Source organism: Priestia sp. TRN 1309, assembly GCF_050846875.1.
Taxonomy (GTDB): Bacteria; Bacillota; Bacilli; order Bacillales; family Bacillaceae_H; genus Priestia; species Priestia zanthoxyli.
The window spans coordinates 1065519-1077222 of the sequence record NZ_JBOZGM010000001.1 but is presented as its reverse complement, the minus strand read 5'-3'; the positions used below and the strand labels follow the sequence as shown (position 1 = coordinate 1077222).

Here is an 11704-nt window from a genome sequence, read left to right as displayed (position 1 = left end):
GTTTATGTATTTGAAAACAGCTCATCCTATAAACTAGAGGTAGATCAAAAAAAGGAGAGATAGAGATGAAGATTACACACATTCGAAATGCTACTTTACTTGTTGAATACGGGGGAAAAACGTTTTTAATTGATTCTATGTTAGCGGAAAAAGGCACGTACCCTCCCTTTCCAAATTCGATCAGACAAGATCAAAACAACCCTTTAGTGAGCCTGCCGTTATCCGTTGAAGAGATTATTGAGGGTATTGATGCCGTCATTCTCACTCACCTTCATTTGGACCATTTTGACGATGCCGCTAAGCAGGCGTTGCCAAACGATATCAAAATGTTCGTTCAAAATGAAGAAGATGCCGCAGTAGTAAGAGCTGATGGTTTTAAAAATGTAGAAGTACTAACAAAGAACACGGTCTTTGAAGGCATCCAATTATCCAAAACAAAAGGTGAACACGGAAGAGGAGAAATTTTAAAGCGTACCGGTTTAGTATGCGGCGTTGTTTTTAAACACAAGAGCGAAAAAACGCTTTATATAGCTGGAGATACGGTATGGTATTCCGCTGTTGAAGAAGAAATCAACACCCATCAACCGGATGTCATTGTCGTAAACGGCGGCGATAATCAGTTTTTAGAAGGCGGTTCTCTTGTGATGGGGAAAGAAGATATTTACGAAGTACACAAAGCGGCCCCTCATGCTACGATTCTTTCTGTCCATATGGAAGCTGTCAATCACTGGACGCTATCAAGAGAAGAGTTAAAAAGCTTTATCAACGAAAAAGATATGGCGTCCCGTGTCTTAGTTCCAGATGATGGCGAGGTCTATACTTTTTAAGAGAGAAGATGAGACAAAAGTATTTAAGTTGAAGAAAGGTCCGAACGAGTTTGGTTCTTAGTTGAGAATCAAATACGTTCGGATCTTTTCATTGATGTAGTTATGTCTCCCTCTCTCTTTTATAGCTCTTTAATTTATCAAGTAGTAGTCGTAGTAGCAACTGCTGAAGTGCTCGCAATAACCGCTAGCATAGCTGCTTGCTGAGCTTGAATAATCGTTTCAATCGTTGTATAGATGCCCGTTTCGACCACTCTAGAATCCTTCAGTTTTTCACTGATAACCAAATTAACCCCCAGCATAACGTTGATGTCTTTCTGCCATTTAAAAAGTTTATCTGCATTTAACTGCTTCACCACTTCATGGATAAGTTCAATTTCAGTTTCTGGTTTTTCAAACAGTGCTAATAAGCCAATGACCGGATAATGCATCGCTTTTACTTTCATGCCTGCCGATTCACAGGCTTCTTTTACTGATACGCATCTTTCAATAAGGGTATCTGCATCTAAATTTTTATCGATTGAAAGAATATGACTTAAAAATTGAAGGTCATTTCCTTTTTTAAATCCATGCTGCGCCAATGTTGTATAGAAGTGTTCAATTTCATGCATGAGATCATCAGTAGACTCGCTCGTTTCAGCTAATAGAATGGCAAGAGGTACATCGCCGCTTGAAGTAAGGAAAAGGTGCTTTCTTTTCATGCCTTGATAAATTTCTGCGGATCTTCGGACCATTTCTTTATGACTTCGGCTTGACTCATTCGACAGCATAGCCGAAGCCGCAATGTACGTAAAAGCGCCTCTCGTAAATCCGCCTTGTATCAATTGATCATATACGTCAAGAAACTCATGAAACGTTTCTTTTGGATTCTCATAGCGAGTATCAAGCATAGCTGCTATTGTAAAACGCTGTGATGATTTTAACGTAGAAAACATCCCTACTTGATTTTTGATATAGTCGCTTAACTCGAGGTAATCCTGAAGCTCGAGCGATTTACCTTTCACTGCATACATAGAAGCGATAGCCATAAACTGCTTGTGATCTGCCGCTTTCCATTTGAGCTCATTTTTTAAGCTTATATAAAAACCTCTATACTGATTTATTTTTTGTTGAATATTCTCTGGCACCATCTCAACACGTCCTTTATTAGGTGTTAGCTTATATACGTAACACTTCAACAAAAGTTTCAATATTTGGTAACTATCCTATACATTTATTACATACAAAAAAGACCCCGGAATATTCCGAGGTCTTTTTTTGTTCAGTTCTATTTATTAACCTCTTCCCGCTTGGAAAGAAGGATATTTTGTCATACCGCCATCCGCAAATAATGTAATACCTGTTACATAGCTTGCTTGTGATGATGCTAAGAATGCTGCAACTGACGCGATTTCTTCCGGGTTACCGATGTAGCCCATTGGAATCATACTTTCTACGTCTGCACGCTGTTCTGGATCAGCGAATTTTTCAGCGTTAATTGGTGTATCAATTGCCCCAGGTCCAATGTTATTCACGCGGATTCCTTTTGGTGCATATTCAAGAGCCAATGTTTCTGTCATTAGCTTCATGCCGCCTTTACTTGCTGCATAGTGAACAAATAATGGCCAAGGAATCATTTCGTGAACGCTAGACATGTTAATAACGTTTCCTTTGATATCATTTTCAACAAAATATTTAATCGCTTCGCGGCTGCCTAAAAACGCGCCCGTTAAGTTTGTGTCGATTACTTGATTCCAGTTTTCTAATGATAATTCATGAGAAGGAACCGGGTTTTCAACACCAGCATTATTAATCATAACGTCTAATGTGCCAAATTCTTTAACAGCTGTCTCTACAAGGTTCACAACGTCTTCTTCTTTTGTTACGTCGCCTCGAACAATAATTGCTTGACCGCCAGCTTGTTCAATTTCTTTTTTTACTTCTAGCGCTTCGTCTTCGTTGCTGCGGTAGTTTACAACCACTTTTGACTGCTCTTGACCAAAACGAACGGCCATTGCGCGACCCAATCCTTTTGATCCGCCTGTTACAACTACTACTTTATCTTTTAAATCTGTATACATCTTGAAGTCCTCCTACTTTTCCTGTTTAATATGTCTTGTTATACTGTACTAATTACAAATACAGTTTAGGTTTTAAAAAGAGAATAAACATTTTTCTATCTCTTCTTTGTCAAACTGTCATTCATTTAAAGAGCAGTAAATTCAATTCTGCTCCCTTTTCGTTACTTATCGTAACCAAGAGAGATAAAGTAGTCAAACTTTTTGTTTGATCATTTTTATCATTTCTTTTTTCCTTACTCTCTTTATAGTTGTTTGTTCCCTGGAGAATGAGTCTTCACACTTCCAATTCACACCACTTCAAAAGTTTAAACTTTTTCCCTTGCAATTCTTAAATCAATGTATTATATTGTTGATGTATCAATTATTGATATGTCAAACAATTGTCCGCAATCAAAAATATGGAAATGACAATAAATATGTTTAACGCCTAAAAAGAAAGGAATAATGACTATGACTACAAAAGACTTTAACGAAATTGCTTTAAAACGTCGTTCAATTAAAAAATATGATCCTTCAATAAAAATTAGCCGTGAGGAAATGGAGGAAATTCTTACAGAAGCTATGCGCGCTCCTTCTTCTGTTAATATGCAGCCGTGGCGCTTTGTTGTAATTGAAACACCGGAAGGAAAAGAAAAGCTAGCTGAACTTGCGAAATTTAACAGTGAACAAGTTCATACATCTTCAGCTGTTATTGCCGTGTTTGGTGATATGAATAACGTTGAATATGCAGATGAGATTTTCGGCAAGGCCGTAGAGCTTGGCTATATGCCTCAAGACATTAAAGAACAGCAGCTAAATTTCTTTAAGCCGATTTACGAAAACATGCCAAAAGCAGATATGAAAGACATCGTGCTGATCGATTCAGGTCTTGTGTCTATGCAGCTTATGCTTGTGGCTCGTGCTCACGGGTATGATACAAATCCAATCGGCGGATACGAAAAACACTTAATCGCAGAAGCATTCGGTCTAGATAAAGAACGTTATCTTCCAATTATGCTTATCTCAATCGGAAAAGCAGCAAGCGAAGGCCATGCTTCTTACCGTCTACCGGTCAATACGGTTACGACTTGGAAATAAGCAGCTAGTTCTATTCAATAAGTAAAGAGCTAAAAATGTGAAGTAAAAGGAGACTTTCTGATGAATAACTATCAAGAACTTACAAAAAAACAGCTTTCATTCTTTAATAGCGGTAAAACAAAAGACGTTGCATTCCGTATCGAAACGCTAAAGAAATTGAGAGAACTTGTTGTGGGTCATGAAGACGACATTTTAAAAGCAGTAAAAGCTGATCTTAACAAACCAGAAATGGAAGCAAAACGTGCAGAAGTTGGTCTTGTACTAAGCGAAATCGACTTTGCAGTTGAGAATCTTGCAGAATGGGCAGCGCCAAAAGAAGTAGAAACACCATCTACTCACGCTGGAGCAAAAAGCTACATTTATCAAGATCCATACGGTTTAGCTCTAGTGATTGCACCTTGGAACTATCCGTTCCAACTTGCTGTATCACCAGTAGTAGGCGCGATTGCTGCAGGTAACTGCGTGGTGTTAAAGCCTTCTGAATTAACACCTCATACATCAAGCCTTCTTGCTAAGATGTTTAATGAAAACTTCCCTGAAGAATACTTGACTGTAGTCGAAGGTGAAGTGGAAACAAGCACGGCTTTACTAAAAGAAAACTTTGATTACATCTTCTTTACAGGAAGTACAATGGTCGGCAAAATTGTAGCAGAAGCTGCAGCTAAACATTTAACGCCTGTTACGCTAGAACTAGGCGGAAAAAGTCCTACAATTGTACACGAAGATGCTAATATTGAAGAAGCAGCTAAACGTATTGCGCGCGGTAAATTTGCAAATGCTGGTCAAACGTGCGTAGCGCCAGACTACATTCTTGTTCAGCGAAATGTAAAAGACGAACTGCTAGCTAACCTAAAACAAGTCGTAACAAACACGTACGGCGAAGATGTTTCACAAAATCTAGACTTCCCTCACGTAGTGAGCGAAAAGCATTTTGATCGTCTTAACAGCTTCTTAACAAACGGAGATATCGTTTTTGGAGGCAAAACGGACCGTTCTCGTCTGTTTATTGAACCAACTGTTCTTGACAACATCTCATGGGAAGACAATGTGATGCAAGATGAAATCTTTGGACCAATCCTTCCAGTCATCGTATACGATGAAATCTCAGAAGTAATCCAAGCAATCGTAAAACGTCCAAAACCATTGGCACTTTATCTTTTCTCTGAAGATGAAGCAATCCAAGATCACATCTTAAACAGCGTGTCATTTGGCGGCGGTTCTATTAACGATACAATTAATCACATGACATCTCACTACCTTCCATTTGGCGGCGTTGGTGACAGCGGAATGGGTGCGTATCACGGAAAAGCAAGCTTTGATACATTTTCACATGCTAAAAGCATCTTAAAACGTTCAAATAAATAAAGAAAAAGCCGAAGTCAGCGTCTGACTTCGGCTTTTTTTATTCTTTCATTTGTTTGGCGATTTGTTCATACTGCTCTTCTTTTTTTGTTGAAACCGCTAAATCGCAAAGAATATGTAAAAAATATTTTTTATCTTGAACAAATAAATACTCTTCTTCAAAGCCTTTAGAAATGTATACGGCAAACTCCCAGATGTCGTCATAATAAGCTGGCCCAATGGCCTCAGCGAGATTTCCAAGCGTTTTGAGCAGCTCCATCGTAATGATAATATTCCGTCTCGCATAGTGCCGGATATTCGCAAATCCATCATATAAAAAGTCCTCAAACTTTTTGTCAGGGATCACCATTCGTATCACGCCTTTATCATCAACTAAGTAAGAAGAAAATTGACTCGCGGCACAAATTTCCCGAAGAATATCGCTAATTTGGTGAATGGAGTTAACTGCCGTTTTGAAGTCATCATTTCCTAGTGATTTAATCGCCATCTCCACAAACTTGGTAATAATATACGTCGTGTCTTGAATATCAGTCTGGGATTTCCCTACATGGATATATTGGTGAAAGACGGTGCAATCCATTTCATCTTGCTCCGTCGAATCTCTATGCCAATAATAAAACAATACGGTTCCGCTGAGCACATAATCCCCTACTTCACGCTCCATTTTTATCACTAAATTATGCTCTTTGGCACAGTGAATCAATTGGCTATAGTTCAATGTTTGAATATAGCCAGATGTTTGAATACATACCGGCTTTTTCTCTCCTTCTGGAAAGGAAAATTGTTCGCTATGACTAGACTGCGTTCGATGAATCTCCAGTTCCTCGCGAATCGTTGTCTTAATCGCTTTTATGGACGCTGTTTTCATCGATTGAGTCATATGATTTACTTGCAGCCACTTAACAGAATGATTAATGAAGTAGACAAACGTGCCCGCACTAAAAACAGAAAGGGCTGTCGTCACAAACGGAATCGCAAAATATCCGTCTACTTGAGAGCTGTTTAAAAATAGAAAGACAAAAAGTGTATATAAAAAACTACCTATAAAAATGCCCAGAATTCGCTGAGTAGATTTTGAAGAAGCAAAGTTTTTTAACACGCGAGGAGAAAACTGAGCTGCAAATGATGTAAACACAACAAGCATTAAATTAAAGGTAAATGTGGTAATCGATAAAATTCCGGGCATAATCGTACTCACTAACGTATTGGTTAAATCCATGTTGATTGAAAAAAATGAAGGAACCTTCTCTCCTACTTTGCAATAATAGTCAAGAAACAGCGTTAGTGCAGCTAAAAGAACCGAAAAGAAAGCATAAATTAAGGGACTAAACCAGATTTGACTAGTTAACTCATCTTTAAACGCACGAGGAGAGAGCTGTTTTCTTGCCGCTATCCATCTAAATGTATTCATATAAAACCTTCCTTTTTATTTGTAAATCTCTAACTTTTTTCTTAGTTCCCTAATTTTTTTTGATTATGCTTATACAATGGAAAAAATCTATTTTTTAAGATATAGGCATACAAAGCAAAAAAGAGGTTGAGATACCCCTAATTATTTCATCTAAATGAGTACAAATAGAATACATGAGCTGAACCGCTCATGACGCGGCCGGTGAGCCTTTCCCCCCAGGAGTCTTCGCCTCGCCCTCCAATCAACTGCTAGAAGGAACTGAATGAAGATATGAAAGCTATATTCACCATCCAAACAAAAAATCCGAACGCGTTGGATTCTCAATCAAGAATCCATCACGTTCGGATTTTCTTTCAACTAACCTCATTTTATCTCAGCCTCTTTTAACTCTTACCTTTTTACCAGCCTCGGCTTGCTCCGCCGCCTCCGGAGCTGCCGCCTCCCCCTCCGCGAGGACCGCTTCCACTGCCGCCACCTCCGCCGCCTCTTCCTCCAAACATGACAAGGAAGTTTAGCAAAAATTGAGTGATGGCTCCTTTAAAAAAGACAAAGTCAAGGATAAGCAAGCCCACAATAACAGCTGCAATCAGCAGCGTTTGAAGCGTTGTGAAATGAACACCGCTATCAGAAGGCGGAGCTGCTTTTGGCACTTTTTGTTCAAAATCTGTTCCTAAATCATACTCTTTTACGACTTGGTTATAAACAGCTTTATATGTGCTTTCTAGCGCCGTATCGTATTTGCCGTTTTTTAAGTTAGGAATAGCATAAGAGTCAATGATTTCTCCAGATTTGATATCGGTGATAGCTCCTTCTAATCCATACCCTACTTCGATTCGGATTTTTTGTTCTTTTTTAGCGAGCAAAATAAGAACGCCATTGTTCAGCTTTTCATCACCGAGTTTGTACTTTCGAAACGCTGCATTTGCGTACTCTTCTACATCCGAATCACCTAATGAATTCACCGTAAGAATCGCTACTTGAGCTTTCGTTTCATCATCTAACTTTCTGCCCATTTGATTGATATCCGCTTTTTCCTGGTCATTTAACAGATGAGCAAAATCTTGAACGTAAATATCGCCTACCGGATTTGGGATATCAGGTGCAGCAAAAGCAACGCTTACCGTATTACATAAAAGAGATAATAATAAAGCAAACGAAGCAAGAAATTTCATCACTTATCGCTCCCGAAATCAACTTTCGGCGCTTGTTTTTCTTCATTTGTTACTTCAAAATATGATTTTTCATCAAACCCAAACGTGCGCGCAAACATGTTTTTAGGAAATCCCTTAACGGATTTATTATATTTTGCAACTTCATCATTATAGTCTTTACGCGCTACAGCGAGTCGATTTTCCGTTCCTTCTAAGCTATCCATCAAGCTTCTGAAGTTTTCATTTGCTTTTAAATCCGGATACTTTTCAACCACTACAAGCAGGCGATTTAACGCGCCGCTTAATTGCTGATCTGCATCAGCTTTATCTTCAGGCGTTTTCGCTCCCGCTAGCTGCGCTCTTGCCTGAGTGACTGAATCAATTGCTTCCTGTTCATGCTTAGCGTAGCCTTTTACCGTTTCCACTAAGTTAGGAATTAAATCAGATCGTCTTTTTAGTTGGTTATCCACTTGGGAAAATTTATTATCTACATCTTCCTCTGCGCTAACGAGGCCATTGTAAGAGCTTATTCCGTAAATTACAATAAGCACTAACACAACAATCGTAGCGATCAAACCTTTGTTTCTCAATGTATTACCTCTTTTCTTCATCAAAATTATGTATCTATTTACTAGTACGAATCATACCCTAAAAAGATTCATTTTTTTCCAATTTTATTTATGATGACCACATGTTTTAACGATCACTCTCTCTATAAGTTGAAATACTTTTATACTACTCTCACCGCAAACTCCTCATTTCTCAAACACGTTTCTCTATCTAGTCTTTCTATAACCTAGTACATGTAATCCTTATCCATTTTATCTTATTTCATACATCTAAAAAAGGAATGACTAAGAACCATTCCTTTTTCTACTTAAGACCAACCTTCAATCTTGTATGCGACTCGGTGAAATTCAGGAACCGTTACAAATTGATAGTCGTTCTTTAGTAAATACTTAATGAGTTTCGGCAATGAAGCAACAATTTGGTCCCGCGCTCCGCTGCCATACCGATCCCCGTCGTGCATGACAATAAGATTCTTTTCTTGTAGATTTTTAATCGTATGTTTGCATATTGCCAGTGGATCTTCTTCACGCCAATCCTGGCTATCTATATTCCATAGAACAGACGTCATTCCCAATTCCTTAATGGCAGCAAGAGCTGTATCATTTATCGAACTGTAAGGTGGACGAAATAGCTTTGGAGAATAGCCGATAATTTTTTCTATTTGAGCATTCGTCGAAGTAATTTCTTTCCACAGTTCACGCTTAGAAAGCGTTGTGATATCAGGATGATTCCACGTATGGTTTCCAATTACGTGATTTGCTCTATGAATACGCCGAATCAGCTTTGGGAATTTTTCTGCTTCTGAACCTACGACAAAAAAGGTCGCACGTACATGATATCTTTTTAAAATTTTTAAAATAGCAGCCGTGTAAGCTGAAGGTCCATCATCAAACGTTAACGCAACATACTTTGGTGAATTTTGATTCATGTTTTCTCCCCTTATATAAAATAGATATAGAAATAAACCCCTCAATTTTTTTGTGTAAGCTGAGGGGTTTTTACGGCGGGACAATTTTCACGAGTTGATGTTATAGCAGCTTTTGAATGTGATAACCACTATAGGTAATAGATTTGTTCAAAAGAACTCGCCAAGTAGTCAAATCCGCGAGGACGCAGTGTTTCAAACTGCTGATGAATTTTCATTCTTTCCTCTGAGTCTTCAGGAAGATCGTAAAGTTTCGTGACAGGCTGTCCATTATTTAAATATTCAATAATTCTAAAAAGCATGGTGCGAAAAGCATGTGTAAGTTCATTATATTCATCAGGAAAACGTTCTTCCAGCTCGTTATATTCAACTAATGTTTGATGCAGGTGCATAAACGGAAGCTCTTTCCATTCAAGAGATAGAATAAGAACGTCTATATTTGGATGCTTTTTCACAAATCGATAGTGGTTACCCCATTGCTCTTTCACTTTCCGCTTCGATATTCCATGTTCTTGATGATAAGCAACTGTAGAGGGATCTAAAACAAACTGTACGCCATTTTTATACAATCGATATCCAAGCTCCCAGTCTTCTGCCCCGTAGCCGACAAACGTCTCATCAAAAAGACCGGATTTTTTTAAGTTCGCTTTTCTTACTGATACGTTTCCACTTAAAAATGCAATATAAGGTAGCGTAAATCCTTCAAGCCGCTCTCCGAAATGTTTTAACCCGCTGTTGAGGAAATAGCGATTAGGAAAGGATAAACGTTGAAAACGGTTTGTATCAATATCTTCTTTTGTTACAAGAGAACAAGGAACATTTAAATGCTGCTGCGTCTGTTCATAGTTTTCATACAATCTTTTATACTCAGCATCGTTATTTACTAGTTGTTTTAAATGAGCCACTTGATCTTCATTATAGTCTGGCATAATAAACGTGTAGACTCCTTCATAATGCATAGCTCCGGTAACCACAAGATTGGATTCATGCACATGATGTTTATAGTGATTTTCAATAAAAGCAGGAGGAGCCAGCATTTCTCCATCTAAAAAGATTAAAAGATCTCCTTCAGCATGATTAATTCCTATATTACGTACTGAGGAACGCCCTTTATTTTGTTTCATTTGAATATATTTAAATTTGAACGGGACATCCACTTCTTTTAAAATATCAGAAGTGTTATCAGAAGAAGCGTCATCTACTAGAATGACTTCATACTCAGCGTGAGAAAACGTTTGCTTTGATAACCCGTAAAGCGAAAGAGAGGTTTGATGATATTTATTATACGTAGGCATAACAATGCTAACTTTAATAGGATGGTTGTGATTATTTTTTATGCTCATTCTATACAATGAATGCTCTGTTATATCAACTTTACTCATTTTTTCATCTAATTTATTCGTTTCGTTCATCTCATCAGCTTTGTCGTAGAATTGATTCATGTCATTCACTGTATCAGCTCTGTCCTGGGCTTTATTCGTTTCATTCACTGTATTAGCTATGTCGTGGAATTGATTCATGTCATTCACTGTGTTAGCTCTGTCCTGGGCTTTATTCGTTTCGTTCGCTGTATGAGCTCTGTCGCGTGATTTATTCGTTTTGTTCGTTGCATCAGCTTTGTCGCGTGATTTATTCCCTTTATTAGCTGCATCGTCGGACCTATTCCCTTTATTCCCTTTACTTGTTTTATCTTTTCTATCCTTTTTATCCTTGGACTTATTAAGTTTGTCTTTGATCTTTTTTAAGGGATGTGTACTATTTTTTCTCTTTCTAATGTAATACTTTCCATCTTCAGGGTTGTAGTAGTATTCATAAGAGTCTATTTTAATCATCCTTTCTTTCTTTTTCCCCTATATACTATTCAATAAGTAACAAGGTGCTTGTACAATATGTAAAAAGTTTTAGAAAAGGCGTATATAATAGATTCACGAATTTCTATCAGGTCGCTCTATCATTATTTTTATTAACAAAACGTTCTCTTCCCATAAATAAACCTCTTATTCTTCAACATAAAAAAGCTGCTTACAACTTCATGTGTTATAAGCAGCTCTCTTTTATAGCTGATTTCCATATACCCCATCAATATTCGCAACAGCCGTTTGATCAAATATATCTGCATCCATATTTGTATTTTTCATTCGCGCACAAGCAGCTGAAATGTCTCCATAGGTTGAGTTGATTCCAACAGATTTAACATCCGCTGTGTGTCCGTTGTGAAGAACTTCTCCAAAATTCATCGATCCGTTTCTTGCCATACCATTAATTCTCGTGTTACAGATGTTAATAACTCCTGCCATGACCATACCACCTTTTCTTAAAGAGAA

At 37.9% G+C, this 11704-nt stretch carries 11 protein-coding genes; 3 read left to right on the top strand and 8 right to left on the bottom strand.

Features of this window, described 5'->3' with window-relative positions; translation table 11 throughout:
• Window positions 1-65: 65 nt before the first annotated feature.
• Entirely contained in the window at window positions 66-827 is a 762-nt protein-coding gene (locus ACRPLQ_RS05810) for an MBL fold metallo-hydrolase (RefSeq protein ID WP_367077924.1), read from the top strand.
• 137 nt (window positions 828-964) lie between these two features.
• Here the strand turns inward: ACRPLQ_RS05810 and ACRPLQ_RS05805 are convergent, their stop codons facing one another.
• Both ACRPLQ_RS05805 and gdh read right to left on the bottom strand, forming a co-directional pair.
• On the bottom strand, window positions 965-1954 hold the full coding sequence (locus tag ACRPLQ_RS05805) for a DUF4003 family protein (RefSeq protein ID WP_367077922.1): 990 nt from the start codon (window positions 1952-1954) through the stop codon (window positions 965-967).
• A 144-nt stretch (window positions 1955-2098) separates the two neighbouring features.
• On the bottom strand, window positions 2099-2884 hold the full coding sequence (gdh, locus tag ACRPLQ_RS05800) for a glucose 1-dehydrogenase (protein ID WP_034650269.1): 786 nt from the start codon (window positions 2882-2884) through the stop codon (window positions 2099-2101).
• Window positions 2885-3334: 450 nt separating this feature from the next.
• Between gdh and ACRPLQ_RS05795 the strand changes: the two genes are divergently transcribed.
• Window positions 3335-3961 carry a nitroreductase family protein gene (locus tag ACRPLQ_RS05795; protein ID WP_081732904.1) on the top strand — a complete coding sequence of 209 codons (627 nt, stop codon included), beginning with the start codon at window positions 3335-3337 and terminating at the stop codon, window positions 3959-3961.
• Between the two features lie 60 nt (window positions 3962-4021).
• A complete protein-coding gene (locus ACRPLQ_RS05790; protein WP_165636433.1) occupies window positions 4022-5326 on the top strand; it encodes an aldehyde dehydrogenase in 1305 nt (434 codons plus the stop codon).
• 37 nt (window positions 5327-5363) lie between these two features.
• Here the strand turns inward: ACRPLQ_RS05790 and ACRPLQ_RS05785 are convergent, their stop codons facing one another.
• The 6 genes from ACRPLQ_RS05785 to ACRPLQ_RS05760 all read right to left on the bottom strand — a co-directional run bounded on the left by ACRPLQ_RS05785 (window position 5364) and on the right by ACRPLQ_RS05760 (window position 11677).
• The gene (locus ACRPLQ_RS05785; protein WP_034268530.1) at window positions 5364-6734 is read right to left on the bottom strand and encodes a DUF2254 domain-containing protein; all 1371 of its coding nucleotides are present in this window, start codon (window positions 6732-6734) and stop codon (window positions 5364-5366) included.
• A gap of 398 nt (window positions 6735-7132) precedes the next feature.
• Window positions 7133-7906 (bottom strand): TPM domain-containing protein, encoded by a 774-nt coding sequence (locus ACRPLQ_RS05780; protein ID WP_165636432.1) that lies wholly within the window; start codon window positions 7904-7906, stop codon window positions 7133-7135.
• Window positions 7906-8475 (bottom strand): LemA family protein, encoded by a 570-nt coding sequence (locus ACRPLQ_RS05775; RefSeq protein ID WP_080754488.1) that lies wholly within the window; start codon window positions 8473-8475, stop codon window positions 7906-7908. Before ACRPLQ_RS05775 ends, ACRPLQ_RS05780 begins: the two co-directional genes overlap by 1 nt.
• Before the next feature lie 287 nt (window positions 8476-8762).
• Window positions 8763-9383, bottom strand: a complete 621-nt coding sequence (locus tag ACRPLQ_RS05770) for a polysaccharide deacetylase family protein (RefSeq protein ID WP_034268519.1) — start codon at window positions 9381-9383, stop codon at window positions 8763-8765.
• A 128-nt stretch (window positions 9384-9511) separates the two neighbouring features.
• Window positions 9512-11212: a glycosyltransferase gene (locus tag ACRPLQ_RS05765; protein WP_321202018.1), complete on the bottom strand. Its 1701-nt coding sequence runs from the start codon at window positions 11210-11212 to the stop codon at window positions 9512-9514.
• Between the two features lie 222 nt (window positions 11213-11434).
• Window positions 11435-11677, bottom strand: a complete 243-nt coding sequence (locus ACRPLQ_RS05760) for a spore germination protein (RefSeq protein ID WP_013084095.1) — start codon at window positions 11675-11677, stop codon at window positions 11435-11437.
• Between the last annotated feature and the right edge of the window lie 27 nt (window positions 11678-11704).

What these genes read in the sequence shown, in the direction of transcription:
- gdh (WP_034650269.1), bottom strand. Translation starts at nt 2,884, where the DNA reads ATGTATACAGATTTAAAAGATAAAGTAGTAGTTGTAACAGGCGGATCA.
- ACRPLQ_RS05760 (WP_013084095.1), bottom strand. Translation starts at nt 11,677, where the DNA reads ATGGCAGGAGTTATTAACATCTGTAACACGAGAATTAATGGTATGGCA.
- ACRPLQ_RS05785 (WP_034268530.1), bottom strand. Translation starts at nt 6,734, where the DNA reads ATGAATACATTTAGATGGATAGCGGCAAGAAAACAGCTCTCTCCTCGT.
- ACRPLQ_RS05790 (WP_165636433.1), top strand. Translation starts at nt 4,022, where the DNA reads ATGAATAACTATCAAGAACTTACAAAAAAACAGCTTTCATTCTTTAAT.
- ACRPLQ_RS05780 (WP_165636432.1), bottom strand. Translation starts at nt 7,906, where the DNA reads ATGAAATTTCTTGCTTCGTTTGCTTTATTATTATCTCTTTTATGTAAT.
- ACRPLQ_RS05795 (WP_081732904.1), top strand. Translation starts at nt 3,335, where the DNA reads ATGACTACAAAAGACTTTAACGAAATTGCTTTAAAACGTCGTTCAATT.
- ACRPLQ_RS05810 (WP_367077924.1), top strand. Translation starts at nt 66, where the DNA reads ATGAAGATTACACACATTCGAAATGCTACTTTACTTGTTGAATACGGG.
- ACRPLQ_RS05805 (WP_367077922.1), bottom strand. Translation starts at nt 1,954, where the DNA reads ATGGTGCCAGAGAATATTCAACAAAAAATAAATCAGTATAGAGGTTTT.
- ACRPLQ_RS05765 (WP_321202018.1), bottom strand. Translation starts at nt 11,212, where the DNA reads ATGATTAAAATAGACTCTTATGAATACTACTACAACCCTGAAGATGGA.
- ACRPLQ_RS05770 (WP_034268519.1), bottom strand. Translation starts at nt 9,383, where the DNA reads ATGAATCAAAATTCACCAAAGTATGTTGCGTTAACGTTTGATGATGGA.